A 16,648-nucleotide genomic window follows, 5' to 3' on the forward strand; every position below is an offset into this window, starting at 1 on the left:
AATGAGCGCCCTGAACCTCGATGACTTCGCCCACCTGATCGAGCGCCCCGACGGCGGTGCCCGCCGCGATGCCGAGGAGCGCCGGCAGCGGCTGGCGGTGCCGCCCGGGGCCCTGGGGCGGCTGGACGAGCTGGGCGAGTGGCTGGCCGCCGCGCAGCAGCAGGTGCCGGTACGGCCGATCGGGCGGCCGCGGGCCGTGCTGTTCGCGGGCGACCACGGGGTGGCGTCGCTGGACGTCTCGGGCCGCCCGGCCGGTACCGCCCACCAGCTCGTGCGGGACGTGCTGGACGGGGCCAGCCCGGCGGCGGTGCTGGCGCGCCGGGCCGGTGTCCCGGTGCGGGTCGTGGACATAGCGGTGGACTGCGACCCGGCGGAGCTGCCGGAGGACGTCACCCGGCACCGGGTGCGGCGCGGCTCGGGCCGGATCGACATCGAGGACGCGCTGACGCCCGAAGAGGCCGAGCGGGCCTTCCGGGCGGGCATGGCGGTCGCCGACGAGGAGGCGGACGCCGGTACGGACCTGGTCGCGCTCGGCGACCTGAGCGTGGGCGGCACCACCCCGGCGAGCGCGCTGATCGCCGCCCTGTGCGGCACCGACGCCTCGGTGGTCACCGGGCGCGGCGGCGCGGGCATCGACGACCTGGCGTGGATGCGCAAGTGCGCGGCGATCCGCGACGCGCTGCGCCGGGCCCGGCCGGTCCTCGGCGACCAGTTGGAGCTGCTGGCCGCCACCGGCGGCGCCGACCTGGCCGCGATCACCGGTTTCCTGCTGCAGAGCGCGGTCCGGCGCACCCCGGTGATCCTGGACGGGGTGGTCTCGGCGGCCTGCGCGCTGGTGGCGCAGCGGGTGGCGTTCCGGGCTCCGGACTGGTGGCTGGCCGGGCAGGTCAGCGGCGAGCCCGCCCAGTCCAAGGCATTGGACCGGATCGCACTCAACCCTTTGCTCGATCACGGCGTCACTGCTGGCGAGGGGACGGGATCGCTGCTCGCTCTGCCACTGGTGCAGGCGGCCGCGGCCCTGGCGGCAGACCTGCCCGTACGCGACTGAGGGACGCCGGCCGGCAACGGCTCGCGGCCCTGTGCCGACCGGATTCCAGTGGATCCGGGGGTCGACGGCGCCCCCATATGATCAAGCTTCATGGGAGAAGTCCGTTTGAGCCCGGATGAGGACCGCACCCGCGGTCGGTGGTCACGACGCGGCGCCGCGTACGCCGTCTGGTACCTGCGTGCCGTCACCTTCATCAATGTCCTCAGCGCCGTGTGGGTGTCGGTCGGGCAGGACATCCGCCGGCACAACGTCGATGAGTTCTTCACCCCCTACCTGCTCACCGCGGGTTTCGCGTCCGGCGTCTTCTCGCTGTTCTTCGCGGTCACCATGCGGCGCCGCAAACGCGCCGCGTGGATACTGAACCTGATCCTGTCCGGGCTGTTCCTCGCGCTGTTCGCGCTCGCGATGGTGGCCGCGCCGGAGTTCCGGCAGCACGGGCAGAACTGGTTCTCCTTCGTCGTGACGCTGCTGTTCGTCGTCTCGCTGCTGGTGGGCCGCAAGGAGTTCTACGCCAAGGGCGACCGCTCCAACCCCAAGCTGGCCGCGGCCGTCGCGCTCGGCGGCCTGCTGGTCACCTCGCTGCTCGCGGCGCTGCTGGTCACCGTCGCCAACGCCGCGCACGACAGCCACCACTCGACGTTCGCGGACCGCTGGCGCTACGGCGTCATGCGGCTGGTCTCCATCGCCGCCGAGGAGGACCGTTTCCCCGGCATCGCCACGCCGAACTGGGCCAACGTCGTCATCAACGTCATGAGCACGCTCCTGCTGCTGCTCGTGCTGTGGGCCGCCTTCCGCTCCGTACGCAGCACCGACCCGATCACCCCGGAGGACGAGGAGCGGCTGCGCGGCCTGCTGGCCCGCCAGGGCGACCGGGACTCGCTGGGCTACTTCGCGCTGCGCCGCGACAAGAGCGTCATCTGGTCCCCCACCGGCAAGGCCGCCGTCACCTACCGCGTCGTCGGCGGGGTCTCGCTCGCCTCCGCCGACCCGATCGGCGACCCGGAGGCGTGGCCCGGCGCCATCGACCTGTGGCTCGCCGAGGCCCGCTCGCACGGCTGGGCACCGGCCGTGATGGGCGCGAGCGAGGAGGGCGGCACGATCTACGCCCGGCACGGCCTGGACGCGCTGGAGCTGGGCGACGAGGCGATCGTGGACACCGGGGAGTTCACGCTGGAAGGGCGCGCCATGCGCACCGTCCGGCAGGCGTACAACCGCGTCAAGCGGGCCGGCTACACCGTCCGCATCCGCCGCCACGAGGACATTCCCGAGGCCGAGATGGACCGGCTGCTGGAACTGGCCGACGACTGGCGCGACGGCGAGACCGAGCGCGGCTTCTCCATGGCGCTGGGCCGGCTCGGCGACCCCGGTGACGGCCGCTGCGTGATGCTCGAATGCACCGACGCCGACGGTGCGCTGCGCGCGCTGCTCAGCTTCGTGCCGTGGGGCGCCAAGGGCCTGTCGCTGGACCTGATGCGCCGCGACCGGGAGTCCGAGAACGGGCTGATGGAGTTCATGGTGCTGGAGCTGATCCAGCGGGCGAAGGAGGTGGACGTCACTCAGGTGTCACTGAACTTCGCAATGTTCCGCTCCGTCTTCGAACGCGGTTCGCGGCTCGGCGCGGGCCCGGTGCTGCGCCTGTGGCGCTCGCTGCTCAGCTTCTTCTCCCGGTGGTGGCAGATCGAATCGCTCTATCGCGCCAACGCGAAATACCGGCCCATCTGGGAGCCCCGGTACATGCTCTTCGAAAAGAGCACCGACCTGCTGCGCATCGGCCTCGCCAGTGCCCGCGCCGAGGGCTTCCTGGAGGCTCCCGGGCTGCCGAAGTGGCTCAACCGCAAACACCTGGAGACGAAGAGATGAGCGAGCCGGTCCTGCGCCGCGCCGTGCGTGCCGAGTGGGGCCTGCTGTTCCGGACCGTGTGGTCGGGGCTCCGCAGGAAGAAGCTGCTGGCGATCCCGATGACGATCTCCGCGGTCCTGCTCACCTCCCTCTTCCAGATCGTCCAGAACCAGTCCTGGGGGTATCAGTTCGTCCAGGACATCGGTTCGGTCCAGGCCCACGAGCACCTGTGGCTGGCGCTGCTGCGTACGCCGCTGTCGCTGTTCGTGCCCGCCCTGGACCTGCCGGTGTGGGGCGCGCTGGCGCAGCTCCTGATCGTCTTCGGGATCTGCGAGATCTGTCTGGGCCGGGCCCGGACGCTGCTGATCGCGTACGCGGCCACGCTCGCCGGGACGATGTACGCGCGGATCGGCATCTGGCTCGGCCCGGACCATCCGCTCGGCCTGCCGCCGACGGACGCGTTCGTGCACGACACCGGCCCGTCGGCGGCGGTGGTCGGCCTCGGGATCTTCGTGTGCTGGGTCTACCGGGCGTGGTTCACCTGTGCGCTGGTGGTGCTCTCGATGATCTACGAGGTGGTGTTCATCAAGAACAACCTGGCGGGCCGGGAGCACATCGCCGCGGTCGTGGCGGTGCTGGCGCTGTGCGGGGTCTGGGAGGCGCTGCACCGGCGCCGCAAGCCGCGGGGCGAGCAGCAGGTGCGGGCCGGCGGCTGACGGCGGGCGGGCGCCGGCCCTCAGTGGGTCGGCGCCCCGCCGATGACGTGGTTCACCCGGCGGCGCAGCCCGTTCCAGCGCCGGTCGTGCCGGAAGGCACGGACCTTCGCCTTGGCGCGGGCCTTGGGGCGCCGCCGGTAGAACCGTTTCGCCCACGGTGAGTTCGGCCGGGCCAGCCGGACGGCGCCGAACAGCGCGACGAACGGTACGAACACCCCGATCACCGCCATCCGGCCCTTCCCCTTGAAGAGCGCCACCAGGGCGAAGAGGAAGTTGACCCCCACCGTCCGGACCACCCGGAAGCGGTTGTGGAACTCGTCGGGCCCCAGTTCGTTCACCCCGAACGGCAGGGCGCCGCCCAGGATCAGCGCCACCAGCGCGGCCGTGACGATCACGATCTCCACGCTCTTGGTGCCCTGCTCGCTCCAGTACACGTCGTCCAGGTGCAGGATCAGCGCGAACTCGTCCAGCACCAGCCCGACCCCCATCCCGAACAGCACCGCCGCTATGCCCGACCCGTAGCCGTGGCGCCCGCCGGCCAGCGCGGTGAACCCGCCGACCACCATGAGCACCACGCCCGGCACGACGTGGTGGATGTGCAGGCCGCCCGGCGAGATGTTCCGGAAGGGGCCCTTCCCGGCCCGGATCAGCCGGGTGATCATCCGGGTCACGACGAAGGTCAGCATGAAGGAGACGAGCGCGAGCAGCAGGGGCAGCTTCCCCGGCTCGATGATGTTGCGGAACCACCAGTGACCCATGCCACGTACTCCCCATTTGTCGCGTATAGGGGCAATTTAGCGCCGTCCGGTCCACGGCAGCCGGGTTAGCCTGCCGCGATGAACGACGCCGCCGCCCCGTCCGGCCCCTCGCCTTCCCCCACCCTCGGGGACGCCATGCGCTTCGCCTTCGGCACGCTGACCGTGCTGCCCGTACGGCTCCGCCGCTGGGACCGGCCGGCGGCACGCGGCGGCATGCTGTGCGCGCCGGTCGCCGGGCTGGTGATCGGCCTGGCCGCGGCCGCCCTGGGCACCGGGCTCCTCCTCCTGGGCAGCGGCCCCCTCCTCGCCGCCGTCGCCACCGCGGCCGTCCCCGCCGTCCTCACCCGCGGCCTCCACCTGGACGGGCTCGCCGACACCGCCGACGGACTGGGCAGTGGCAAGCCCGCCGAGGACGCGCTGCGCATCATGAAGCAGTCCGACATCGGTCCGTTCGGCGTCATCACCCTGCTCTTCACCCTGCTGGCCCAGGTGGCCGCCCTCGCCCGTCTGTACGAACAGGGCTGGGCCGACGGCGCGACGGCCGCCGTGGTCGCGGCGGTGACCGCCCGCTGCGCCCTCACCCTCGCCGCCCGCCCCGGCGTCCCCCCGGCCCGCCCCGAAGGACTGGGCGCCGCCGTGGCCGGCACGGTGCCGCTGCCCGCGGCGGCCGTCGCGGCCGCCACCGTCGTCGCCCTCGCCGCGGCCCTGGGTGCTCGCACCGGCGGCCACGGCGCCCTCCACACCGCCCTGGCCGCCCTCCTCGCCCTCGCCGTCGGAGAGGCGGCCCTGCGCCGCTGCCGCCACCGTTTCGGCGGTATCACCGGCGACGTCTTCGGCGCCGTCGCGGAGACGACGGGGCTGACGGCGGTGGTGGTGCTGGCGCTGGGCTGAGGGCCCACACAGCAGAAAGCGGGCCCCGCGCCATGGGCGGGGCCCGCTTCACGCCTTCCGGCCCGGTGTCAGGGTCAGCAGGCCTTGCGCCAGGCGTCCAGGTCCTTCCGCTTCTGCAACGAGCTGAAGTGCAGGCGCTTCGTCGCCGGGCAGAACTGGGCGGCCTGGAGTTTGTACTCGACGTGGAAGACGGGCTTGCCGGCCTTGATGAAGGGGGTCATCTTGGCGCACTCGTCGAACTCGGCGCACTGTTCGTTGACGGCGAAGTCGAAGTCGCCGACGAGCTGGGGGATCTGGTCGAGGTCGTTCTTGAGGCCGACGGACATGCCGCGGTCGTGGGCCAGCTCGGCGATCATGCGGTTGAAGGCGAGCTGGTCCTCTTCGTCCAGGTCGAAGCCGGTGTCGTTCTTGTAGCCGTCGACGTTGTCCGGCTCGACCGCGTCGAAGCCCTTGTCACGGCACATGTCGAAGCGCTTGGCCATCAGCGGGCGCAGCACGTCCAGGCGGCGGATGTCGAGCCACTTCTCGCCCTCCCAGCCGTTCTCCTCGCCGATGACGTCCTTGGGGAAGCGGGACGCGTCCGGGCGGAAGTCCTCGTGGGCGCCGACGCTGATGTAGCAGATGACCTTGCGGCCGCGCTTGTGGAGGTCGGCGACGACGGAGGCGTCCTGCTTGAAACCGTCGATGTCGTAGACGGGCGCATCGACGGACGGGTCGAACGTGCCGGTGAGCTGCCACTGCCAGTCGACGCCGACCTCGGGGTGCCACACGGTGCGGGACTTGCCCCCTCCTGAGCTGCCCGAACTGCTCGCCTGGCTGGCGCTGTTCGAGCTGGTGGGGCCGGTGCTCGCGCCGTGGCCGGGCTGGTCGCCCGAGCCGGCCGGTGCCTGGGAGCAGGCGGTGGTGACGAGCAGCAGCGAGCCGAGGAGGAGCGAGAGGGAGACGGGGCGTCTCTTGCGCAGAAGGCCCTTGCGCAGGGGGTTCTTGCGGAGGTGCGGGGGCGTCATCGGGCGATCTCCAGGAAGGGGGGTAGGGCGTCCCAGGGGTGCGGCGCGGTGCCGGTGACGGCGCAGTGCACGGCGGCCCCACGCTGCCGGGCCAGCTCGAATGCGGCCTCCGCGCAGGACGCGGGGAGGCCGTGGACGAGATGGCAGAACCGTTCGGGCGGGTGGTGGGCCGTCCACTCCGGGACCTCGGCGTTCTCGTACGCCGCCCAGGTGTTCTCGAAGGTGACCAGGAGGTCGGCGAAGTCGAGGTAACCGGGGTGCGGATGGAGACCGTGGTTGAGGACCACGGTGCCGGCCCCGGCGGCGCGCGCCGCGACCGCCAGACGACGGTAGTGCGCGAGCAGTCCGGCCTCGGCGGCGGCCTGGTCGAAGAACGCGCCGTCGGCCCCGTACCAGTCGCGGTGCCGCAACAGGTCCTGGACGACGGTCGCGTGCGGGCGGCGCCCGTAAGCGGTGTCGGTGTAGCCCAGGACGCGTACGCCCGCTTCCCGTAACCGCCCGGCGACCGCGGCGAATTCCGGATCGGGGGCGGTACCGGGGCCGCTGGCCGGGTTGAGCACCACGCCGTAGAGATCCGGCGCCGCCGCGATCAGCCGCCGCCAGACGTCCGGGCGTTCGGCCGGGTGCTCGTAGAGCGGGACCAGCAGGCGGCGGGAGGACGGCCGGGGCTGCCGCGAGGACGGCCGGGTCATGGTTCGGTGGCTCCTGTCGGAAATGGGACGAGATGCTGAGCATACGAGGACCCACGACGGCACCCCGACCCGGTACCCGTCACCGGCCAAGGGGGGAAATTTCCGGGCGGGTTGGCCTTCGGCCCCGGCCCCCTCGGCGGGCGTCTCCCGGCTCTACGGTGCCTCCCCCGGCCCCCTCAGCGGTGCGCCGTGGCCCGTCCCAGCAGTACCGAACCCGCGGCGGCCAGGACGAGCGCGGCGGCGCCGCAGACCGTCAACTGGGCGACGGCCGGGGACAGCGGGCCGGTCACCAGGACCACGGTCTGGACGGCCGCGGCCGGCCCGCACACCGCCGCCGCGACCGGCACCGCCCCGAACGCCTGGAGGAGCAGCGCGGTCCACAGCACCACGCCCAGGCACAGCAGCCCCAGGCCGTGTGCCGCGTCCATCGGCGGCCCCTGCCGCCACAGCAGGCTGCCGACGCCGCCGAGGAGGGCGAGCACGGCGAGGTAGCAGGCCAGGCACCGGGCCAGCGCGCCGGAGGTCGCGCGCCGGAACCCGGCCGGGGTGGTGCTCGCGCGCAGCCCGGCGACGGCCCGGCTGCGGTAGCGGTACAGCAGCCATTCGGCCGGGCCCATGCTGAGCGTGAGGGCCACCGCCGCGGGTGCCGCGACCTCGGCGTGGGCCCCGTACCGCAGCACGTCGCCGAGCGCCGTGAGCAGCACCAGCACCCCGATGGCCAGCCCGAAGACCCCGTACGGCACGGACGCCACGGCCCGCGGCGCAGGCCCGTCCTGCCGCGGCTCACGGCGGCAGCGCAGGACGGTGACGGCGGCCAGCGCGACGGCCGCGCCGAGCGACAGGACGAGCAGCGCGGCCCGTACGGCGTCCGGCGGCACGTACACCGCCATCAGCACGGCGCCGAGCGCGACCGGGGCCAGGGCGCACAGCAGCCACCGCTCCCGGCCGAAGACGAGCAGGGTGGTGGCCGCGCCCAAGTAGGCCGCCTGGCCCGCGGCGAACGCCACCGCACCGGGCGCGTCCGCGTCGGCGGCGCCGACGCCCCAGGCGACCGCCGCACCGGCCAGCGCGCCGAGCGGCGCGCCGACGGCCAGGGCCCGGGCGGCGGCCCGCCGGGCGCCCAGGCCGAGCCAGGAGTACGCGCGGTGGGCGAGCGCCTGGTTCCAGACCCAGCCGGCCAGGGCGCCGGCGAGCAGCGGCATCGTTCCGGCGGGCAGCCCGCGGGCGTCCGGCGGGCCGGACAGCAGGTGGGAGCCGACGACGTAGGCGAGTCCTGGCAGAGCGAAGACCAGGGCGCGCAGCAGGCAGCCGAGCAGGCTGACCCGCCAGGGGTCGGTGACCGCGCGGTCCGGCTCCGGGTAGCTGCGCGGAACCCGTGCGTAGAGATCCTCGGCGAGGGCGAAGGAGTTCTCCCGCCCGTAGGTGAGTTTGATCTGGTCGTCGCTCATGCCGTCGGACTCGATGATGGCGGCGATCTCGTCGGGGTGCACGGCGGCGGCGATCAGGCCGCCCATCCGTCCCGCGAGTTCGTCGACCGGGTCGGGGGCGGCCCAGTGCGGGCGCCGGGGCCGCGGTACGTCCGGCAGGTCGTCCACCCGGTCCGTGCCGCCCTCCCCCGGCACCAGCCACAGGGATCCGCTCACCAGCCGGCCCCGTCGGCGGCGAGGGGGGCGTTCCAGGGCCCGCGCAGTTGGCGGGTCCACTCGTCCTGCTGCTGTTCGGCGGCCTGTCGGCCCGCGCCGTCGAGTTCGCGGTAGATGGTGCGGAAGCCGTCGACGGAGCGGCGCAGCGTGAACTGGTCGATGACCCGCTGCCGGGCCCGGCTGCCCAGTTCGGCGCGCTTCTCCCAGCCGCCCTTGAGCAGTTCCAGGGTGGCCTTGGCCATCGCCTCGGGTTCGCGGGGCGGTACGACGAGCCCGGTGTCACCGACCGCCTCGCGCACCCCGCCGACGTCGGTCGAGACGGTCGAGCGGCCGCAGGACATGGCCTCTATCAGGCTGAACGGGAAGCCCTCGGAGATGCTGGAGAGCATGACGACGCTGCCGGCCGCGTAGGCGCGGGCCACGTCGTCGATGCGTCCCTCCCAGCTCAGCCCGTCGGTCACGCCGAGCGAGGCGGCCAGCTTCTCGCAGCGGGTCCGGTACGCCTCGCCGCCGGCCGGCACCCCGCCGAACAGGCGCAGCCGCAGGTCGGGGACCTCGGCGCGGCACAGCGCGTAGGCGCGGACGAGGGTTTCCAGGTCCTTGATCGGGTCGATCCGCCCGGCCCAGCTCAGCGTCGGCGTGTCCGGCTCCTGTTCGGCGTGCGGGAACTGCTGGACGTCGACGCCGTTGTAGACGGTGCGGATCTTCTCGGGCGGGGTGCCGCCGCGCTCCTCCCAGCGCTTGTTGTACTTGTTGCACGGCGTGACGAGGTCGGCGGCCCGGTAGCTCTCGATGGTGAGCTGCCGGTAGAAGCCGAGCATCAGGGCCTTGACGGGCCAGCGCTGGGCGTCGGAGCGGTAGCCGAGGTAGCGCTCGCGCAGGTATATGCCGTGCTCGGTGAGGAGGAACGGTACGCCGTCGAACTCCTTGGCGGCGAGCGCGGGCAGACAGGCCAGCCCGTTGCTGACCGCGTGCGCGACGCTGTCCTCCGGCACCCGTACGGACAGCGGCCGCAGCGCGTGTTCGAGCAGGTCGGTGGCGGTCAGCGCGTCGTGCACGGTGGGGTCGGCCGCGCGCGTGGCGACGTGCGGCAGCGTCCAGATCCACATCAGGGAACGCAGCGCGGACTCGGTGCGCAGCGCGGCGCTCAGGCGCCCCTCGCGGGCCAGCGCGGCCAGTGCGTACAGCTCGGTGCCGAAGTCGGTGCAGGACTGCGGGTCCAGCATGGACAGCAGGAAGCGCTCGTAGGTGTCGACGAAGCGGCGGCGGTCGCGCCCCCGGAGGAGCCCGGCGGTGCGCCGGCCCGGCGGCGGGCCCCACATGGGTACGGAGGAGCGCGCGTAGACGTTGTCGGGCAGGTCCCAGGTCACCGGCTCACGGCCGCTGCCGGTGAGCGCGATGACGTTGAAGCGGACTTCGGGCATACCCCGTACGAGCTGGTCGCACCAGGTGGAGACGCCGCCGTGGACGTGCGGGTAGGTGCCCTCGGTGAGCATGGTGACGTGCCTGCCGGGCTGCGGCCCGTCGTCGGGCTGCCGATGTGGGCTGCCGACCTCGTACAGGGTTGCGTTCATGGCGATTTCCCCCCGGGAGTGAGTGCTGATTGGAGCGGTACGGAAAGCGCGGGCGGCGCGGGTGCTGCGGGCACCGTGCGGGCGCGTCGCGCGGCCGGCGGCCGTGCCGGCCTGGTGCGGTGCGCGCGTGCGGAACTGCGGGGACGTGCACGCGCTGACGTGCGGTACTGACGTGCGGGGACGTGCGGGTGCGAGGCGTGGGAGCGTGCGGTGCTGCGGGGGCGGGGGTGCGGTGGGCCGGCGCCGGTGTGCGGGCACGGCCGCGGGACGCCTGTGCGGACGCGTCCGTACCTGCGCGTCCGTCCAGGTGTACGGGTGCGGTGCGCCGTCGTGCACCGGTGCTTCGGTGCGGGCGCGGTGGTTCCGTGCGGGTCCATCGGTGCGGGAGCTGTGGTGCGCGGTGCTGTGCTGCGACCTGCTGTGCTGCTGCGTACCGGGCGCGGCGTGCCGTGGTGGGGAGTGCTGTGGTGGGGAGTGCTGTGGTGCGACGCGCTGGGGTGCGGGCGCGGGTGCGGCCGGGCGCGTGTGCGGTGCGCGGGCACGGCCGCCGTGCGCCCTCGGGGACGGTGGCGGGCGGGCAGGGGTCGGTGCGGGACATCGGCGGTGGCGGTGAGGGATGCGGCGGTGAGGGGATGCGGCGGTCACCGGCCGCCCGGTCCCGGCGCGCCCGGCCGGGTGCGCGGGCCGGGCGGAGCCGGGGACGTGTCAGGCGGTCGTCGGAAGCTTGAGCGTGATGGCCGCTCCGGGCGACTGCGCTGTGGCCCACTCCGATACCCGTCCGGCGTAGCGTTCGCCGAATTCCGCGGTCCCGTCGGCGAGTTGCTTTCTGGTTCCGTCGGGCATCGTAGCCGCAGCCGCCACCCCGGCCGGCGACGTGACGGTGACAACGTCACCGATTCTGTACGCCGTCACCGAACCGGCGTCCAGGGCCTGCTGCCAGGCCGCACGCTGCTGCATCTCGCGCCCGATGTCCCGGTGCCGCTGATTGACGACCGGGGTGCTGTCCTCGAAGAACCCCCGATAGTCGGCCAGAACTTTGTCCAGAACCGGGTAGGCGATCCGGTCCTCGGCGAGGTTCGACTGGTGGATGTAGTGCGGCCGCGGATCGTTGGCCAGTGCATGTCCGAGGGCGGTCCGCGCCTCCTGCGGGACGATGTACGAGGCGTAGCCGGTGTCCGTCGGCAGCGGCGCCGGCATGCAGGTGGAGTGGGGGTCGGTCTCGCAGATCCCGCTGCCGCCGTCGGCCTTGCTCGTGTAGATCCAGTTGTACTCGTCGACCTCTTCGGCCGCCGTGCCCACGTTGTAGTACACGTTCATCGGGTAGCGCGGTACGGTCAGCGCCGCACCGGCCGGGCGCTGCGCGGACTCCCGCGAGTTGTCGCTCGCCAGCCACTTGACGCCGGTGGCGGCGAGCGCGGGGCCGAGGTTGGGGTTGTCCTGCGGCTGCTGCGGCAGGGTCTTCAGGCCGGAGTGCTCGCCGGTGACCAGCTCCGCGGGGTCCACGTCCAGGCCCTTGGCCACGCCCCAGGCGTGGTTCTTCTCGATCTCGGCGGTGATCTCGCCGCGGCCGGTCCACCGGGTGTTGCCGAAGAAGTCCTTGGCGCAGCGCCAGGGCACGGTCGAGGTGTCCTGGACACAGCCGAGGAAGGGGTGGGTCCAGGTGTGGTTGACCCAGCGGTACTCGCCCTTGTCGGCGAGCAGCCGGTCGGCCATCGCGTCCACCCCGCCGTGCTCCGCCTTCCACTCCTCGCCGGAGCCCGCGTTGTAGACCATGTCGAGCCGGTAGCCGCTGTCGCGCTGCCACTGGGCGGCGTACGCGGCGTCCGCCTCGCTCATCCGGACCGGGGTGGTGTCCGGGACGCCGGAGGGGCAGTCGAAGTCGCCGGGGGTGCAGTTGTTCTCGACGTCCCAGCGGGCGTCCGGGGCGAAGACGTCGTCGACCTGGACGGAGAAGTAGTTACGGCTGCGACCCAGGTGGACGCCCTGGGTGAGCCAGTCCACGATGCCGCGGGCGAGCAGCCGGAACTGCTGTTGGTAGCGGTTCTGCGCGAAGGTGACGACCAGTTCGCGGCGGCCGTCGCGGGCGTACTCGCCGATCAGCGAGCCGCGCGCTGAGGTGCCCGGCACCGCCGCGTCCAGGTACGACGTGAACGTGGCCCCGGCGGGCGGGTCGGCGAGCGGCTGCGCGACGTAGCCATAGCTCTCGGAGACCTGCGGGTCGGCGTCCTCGAAGGGCACCGCGCCCTTGAGGTAGCCGAAGGGGCCCGCCTTGCCCGCAGCGGTGGTGCGGGTGGCGAAACCGTCCAGCACCCCGGCGTAACCGCCGTCGTCGGGCGTGCGCAGGCCGACGTCGGGCCGGGCGTAGGTGTACGCGTCCACCTGCGGGATCTTGTACGTGGTCTCGTACGCCTTCAGGGCGGCCAGCTCGGTGGAGGCGGCAGTGCCGAAGGGGTTGTCGTTCGGCAGTACGACGCCCTGGAACTTGGCGCGCGGCCGGCCGTCCACGGTGTCGCCGAGGAACGCCGCGTCGATCACCGGGCGGCCGGGGCTCGTCAGGTCGACGGTGGTGTACGGGACGCCCTGGCCGCGCAGTTCGGCGACGATCGCGTCGGTGGACTCGCCGCCGTCGCTCACGACCAGGACCCGCAGGTCGATACGGGGTGTCAGGTCCGCCGCCGCGGGCGCGTCCCGTGCGGCGGCGGGGGTGCTCACCGCCAGCGGCAGTGCCGTGATCATCGCTGCGGCGAGTGCGGTCAAAACCTTGGCCGGTCCGGTGACCGGCGTGCCGTTACTGCCCATGGGCGCAGTCCCTTCCCCCCGGAAGTCCCCCCTGCTTCCGGAAGCGGCACCGGGCAGGCTCGTGGACATCATGCGAAGGTTCGCGTCCGTCTATCCCGCAGTCGCCACTACTGTGACGCACGTCTCATCCGGCGCACGGAGATTGACGGCGGGACCCGGCGTACGGGCGGGCCGGGCGACCCGCGGAACCGCCAACTCCCCCGATTCACCGAAGTGTTGGGGCTCCTGCGACAGGTGGTGAAGATGTGACAGGCCGGGCCGATACGGCATCAAGCGGTTACGTCCGGCGCCCCCGAGCGTAGGCTCGGCCGCAGCAGCGCCCTCGGCGCGAACGGACAACCGGACGGAACAGGACTCTCATCACCGTGACTGCACTGACCCTCAGCACATCCTCCGCCGCGACGTTGCGTGCGGACACCGTTGTCGTCGGCGTGGCCAAGGGCGCCAAGGGCGTCGTACTGGCCCCCGGCGCCGAAGCCGTGGACAAGGCGTTCGACGGCGGGCTCGCCGCCGTCCTGGAGACCCTCGGTGCGAGCGGTGCCGAGGGCGAGGTCACCAAGCTGCCGGCCGGGTCCGGCCTGAAGGCGGCGGTCGTCCTGGCGGTCGGCCTGGGCGACGCCCCGGTCAAGGACGAGGAGTACGACCCCGAGGTGCTGCGCCGCGGCGCCGGCGCCGCCGCCCGTGCCCTGGCAGGCACCAAGAAGGCGGCCTTCGCGCTGCCCGCCGGGGACGCCGGGGACACCGCGGCGGTCGCCGAGGGCGCGCTGCTCGGCGCGTACGCCTTCACGGCGTACCGCAGCGGCGGCGACGCGAAGACCGCCCGCGGGACCAAGAAGACCGAGGGCAACGGCAAGGCGCCGCTGGCCGAGATCGCGATCCTCGGCGGCAAGCCGCGCGACAAGGCCTACAAGGCCGCCGCCGAGCGCGCCGAGACGCTGGCCGCCGAGGTCAACCGCGCCCGCGACCTGATCAACACCCCCTCCAACGACCTCACCCCGAAGTCGTTCGCCGCGCAGGCCCAGGCCGCCGCGAAGGAGTTCGGCCTCAAGGTCGAGGTGCTGGACGAGAAGGCCCTGAAGAAGGGCGGCTACGGCGGCCTGATGGGCGTCGGCCAGGGCTCGGACAACCCGCCGCGGCTGGTGCGGATCGCCTACACCCACCCGAAGGCCGAAAAGACCCTGGCGCTCGTCGGCAAGGGCATCACCTACGACTCGGGCGGCATCTCCCTGAAGCCGGCCGGCTTCAACGAGACCATGAAGTGCGACATGAGCGGCGCCGCCGCGGTGTTCGCCGCGGTCGTGGCCGCCGCCCGCCTGGGCCTGCGGGTCAACGTCACCGGCTGGCTGGCGCTCGCCGAGAACATGCCCTCGGGCAACGCGATGCGCCCCGGCGACGTGCTGACCATGTACAACGGCAAGACCGTCGAGGTGCTGAACACCGACGCCGAGGGCCGCCTGGTGCTGGCCGACGCGCTGACCCGCGCCTCGGAGGAGCAGCCCGACGCGATCGTGGACGTCGCGACGCTGACCGGCGCGATGGTGATGGCGCTGGGCAACCGGACCTTCGGGATCATGTCCAACGACGACGCCTTCCGGGCGAGCCTGCACGAGATCGCGGAGGCGGCCGGCGAGCCGTCCTGGCCGATGCCGATGCCGTCCGAGCTGCGCCGGAGCATGGACTCCCCGGTGGCCGACCTGAAGAACGTCGGCGAGCGGGCGGGCAGCGGCCTGCTGGCCGGGGTCTTCCTCCAGGAGTTCGTGGGCGAGGGCATCACCTGGGCGCACCTGGACATCGCCGGCCCGGCCTTCCACGAGAGCGCGCCGTTCGGTTACACCCCCAAGGGTGGCACCGGCTCCGCGGTCCGCACCCTGGTGCGGCTGGCCGAGCACACCGCGGACGGGGACCTCGGCTGACCCTGACGCGGTTGCCGCGTTCATGGCGGTGGTGACGTATTCGTCGGTACGGCCCCGGGCCCGGCGCCCGGGGCCGTACGCGCGTGTTCGCCCTCGACGAAATCCGTACGCCCGTACGCCTGAGTAACCGCGCGCGCAACCCCTCGGAACGGCCGTCGTGCCGTCCCCTGGCCCGGCCCGCCGTCCCGGTCGCGTTCAACAAGTGCGAAGATGGGTTCTTGGCAGGACAGGGCCCCCCTTACCCAGGGCCGATCCAAGAAGCGGCCGATCAACAGCCGCCGCCCGGTCACCGACGACCGGCTCCGGCGTACCCATGCATGGAGGACGTGACGTGGCGAACGACGCCAGCACCGTTTTCGACCTAGTGATCCTCGGAGGCGGTAGCGGTGGTTACGCCGCTGCCCTGCGCGGGGCGCAGCTGGGCCTGGACGTCGCCCTGATCGAGAAGAACAAGCTCGGCGGCACCTGCCTGCACAACGGCTGCATCCCCACCAAGGCCCTGCTGCACGCCGGCGAGATCGCGGACCAGGCCCGCGAAGCCGCGCAGTTCGGTGTCAAGGCCACCTTCGACGGCATCGACATCGAGGGCGTCCACAAGTACAAGGACGAGGTCATCTCGGGCCTGTACAAGGGGCTGCAGGGCCTGGTCGCCTCCCGCAAGGTGACCTACATCGAGGGAGAGGGCCGGCTGTCCTCCCCCACCTCCGTCGACGTCAACGGCCAGCGTGTCCAGGGCCGCCACATCCTGCTGGCGACCGGCTCCGTGCCGAAGTCCCTGCCGGGCCTGACCATCGACGGCGACCGGATCATCTCCTCGGACCACGCGCTGAAGCTGGACCGCGTGCCGAAGTCCGCGATCGTGCTGGGCGGCGGCGTCATCGGCGTCGAGTTCGCCTCCGCGTGGAAGTCCTTCGGCACCGACGTGACCATCGTCGAGGGCCTCAAGCACCTCGTCCCGGTCGAGGACGAGAACAGCTCCAAGCTGCTGGAGCGGGCCTTCCGCAAGCGCGGCATCAAGTTCAACCTGGGCACCTTCTTCGACAAGGCCGAGTACACCCAGGACGGCGTCAAGGTCACGCTGGCCGACGGCAAGTCCTTCGAGGCCGAGGTGCTGCTGGTCGCCATCGGCCGCGGCCCGGTCTCCCAGGGCCTGGGCTACGAGGAGGCCGGGGTCGCCATGGACCGCGGCTACGTCCTGGTCGACGAGTACATGCAGACCAACGTGCCGACGATCTCGGCCGTCGGTGACCTCGTCCCGACCCTCCAGCTCGCGCACGTCGGCTTCGCCGAGGGCATCCTGGTGGCGGAGCGGCTGGCCGGCGTCAAGACCGTGCCGATCGACTACGACGGCGTGCCGCGCGTGACGTACTGCCACCCCGAGGTCGCTTCGGTGGGTATCACCGAGGCGAAGGCCAAGGAGCTGTACGGTGCCGACAAGGTCGTCGCTCTGAAGTACAACCTCGCGGGCAACGGCAAGAGCAAGATCCTCAAGACCGCGGGCGAGATCAAGCTCGTCCAGGTCAAGGACGGTGCCGTGGTCGGCGTCCACATGGTCGGTGACCGTATGGGCGAGCAGGTCGGCGAGGCCCAGCTGGTCTACAACTGGGAGGCCCTGCCGGCCGAGGTTGCGCAGCTCATCCACGCGCACCCGACGCAGAACGAGGCGCTCGGCGAGGCCCACCTGGCCCTGGCCGGCAAGCCTCTGCACTCCCACGACTGATCCCGGTCCGGGCGCGACCACATCCGCACTTTTCTGTAAGGAGCAAGA

General features: G+C 72.6%; 12 protein-coding genes. 6 read left to right on the top strand and 6 right to left on the bottom strand.

Features of this window, described 5'->3' with window-relative positions; translation table 11 throughout:
- Position 1: 1 nt before the first annotated feature.
- The 3 genes from cobT (at position 2) to ACZ4QV_RS25120 (ending at position 3,603) form a co-directional block, all read left to right on the top strand.
- On the top strand, positions 2–1,048 hold the full coding sequence (cobT, locus tag ACZ4QV_RS25110; protein WP_361143120.1) for a nicotinate-nucleotide--dimethylbenzimidazole phosphoribosyltransferase: 1,047 nt from the start codon (positions 2–4) through the stop codon (positions 1,046–1,048).
- 90 nt (positions 1,049–1,138) lie between these two features.
- On the top strand, positions 1,139–2,908 hold the full coding sequence (locus ACZ4QV_RS25115) for a phosphatidylglycerol lysyltransferase domain-containing protein (RefSeq protein WP_361638967.1): 1,770 nt from the start codon (positions 1,139–1,141) through the stop codon (positions 2,906–2,908).
- Positions 2,905–3,603, top strand: a complete 699-nt coding sequence (locus ACZ4QV_RS25120) for a hypothetical protein (protein ID WP_361143127.1) — start codon at positions 2,905–2,907, stop codon at positions 3,601–3,603. The genes ACZ4QV_RS25115 and ACZ4QV_RS25120 overlap by 4 nt, the downstream gene beginning before the upstream one ends.
- 20 nt (positions 3,604–3,623) lie before the next feature.
- Here the strand turns inward: ACZ4QV_RS25120 and ACZ4QV_RS25125 are convergent, their stop codons facing one another.
- Entirely contained in the window at positions 3,624–4,361 is a 738-nt protein-coding gene (locus ACZ4QV_RS25125) for a hypothetical protein (protein ID WP_361143130.1), read from the bottom strand.
- 78 nt (positions 4,362–4,439) lie between these two features.
- On the opposite strand from ACZ4QV_RS25125, the gene ACZ4QV_RS25130 reads away from it, so the two are divergent.
- Complete coding sequence (locus ACZ4QV_RS25130) at positions 4,440–5,252, top strand: adenosylcobinamide-GDP ribazoletransferase (protein WP_361143133.1); 813 nt, start codon at positions 4,440–4,442, stop codon at positions 5,250–5,252.
- 74 nt (positions 5,253–5,326) lie between these two features.
- On the opposite strand, the gene ACZ4QV_RS25135 is transcribed toward ACZ4QV_RS25130, so the two are convergent.
- From ACZ4QV_RS25135 to ACZ4QV_RS25155, 5 genes are all read right to left on the bottom strand, one after another.
- Positions 5,327–6,259, bottom strand: coding sequence for an endo alpha-1,4 polygalactosaminidase (locus ACZ4QV_RS25135; protein ID WP_361638970.1), 933 nt, complete (start codon positions 6,257–6,259; stop codon positions 5,327–5,329).
- Entirely contained in the window at positions 6,256–6,951 is a 696-nt protein-coding gene (locus ACZ4QV_RS25140) for a spherulation-specific family 4 protein (protein ID WP_361143138.1), read from the bottom strand. Before ACZ4QV_RS25140 ends, ACZ4QV_RS25135 begins: the two co-directional genes overlap by 4 nt.
- Before the next feature lie 176 nt (positions 6,952–7,127).
- A complete protein-coding gene (locus ACZ4QV_RS25145) occupies positions 7,128–8,594 on the bottom strand; it encodes a hypothetical protein (RefSeq protein WP_467763431.1) in 1,467 nt (488 codons plus the stop codon).
- Positions 8,591–10,168: a GT4 family glycosyltransferase PelF gene (gene pelF, locus ACZ4QV_RS25150; protein WP_467763432.1), complete on the bottom strand. Its 1,578-nt coding sequence runs from the start codon at positions 10,166–10,168 to the stop codon at positions 8,591–8,593. Before pelF ends, ACZ4QV_RS25145 begins: the two co-directional genes overlap by 4 nt.
- 705 nt (positions 10,169–10,873) lie before the next feature.
- A complete protein-coding gene (locus ACZ4QV_RS25155; protein ID WP_467763433.1) occupies positions 10,874–12,967 on the bottom strand; it encodes a hypothetical protein in 2,094 nt (697 codons plus the stop codon).
- 365 nt (positions 12,968–13,332) lie between these two features.
- Here ACZ4QV_RS25155 and ACZ4QV_RS25160 point away from each other — a divergent pair, with 365 nt between their 5' ends.
- Both ACZ4QV_RS25160 and lpdA read left to right on the top strand, forming a co-directional pair.
- On the top strand, positions 13,333–14,880 hold the full coding sequence (locus tag ACZ4QV_RS25160) for a leucyl aminopeptidase (RefSeq protein WP_361143147.1): 1,548 nt from the start codon (positions 13,333–13,335) through the stop codon (positions 14,878–14,880).
- A gap of 331 nt (positions 14,881–15,211) precedes the next feature.
- Entirely contained in the window at positions 15,212–16,600 is a 1,389-nt protein-coding gene (gene lpdA / locus ACZ4QV_RS25165) for a dihydrolipoyl dehydrogenase (protein ID WP_031004163.1), read from the top strand.
- Positions 16,601–16,648: the final 48 nt, after the last annotated feature.

It is taken from the genome of Streptomyces sp. NPDC026394 (assembly GCF_055567735.1).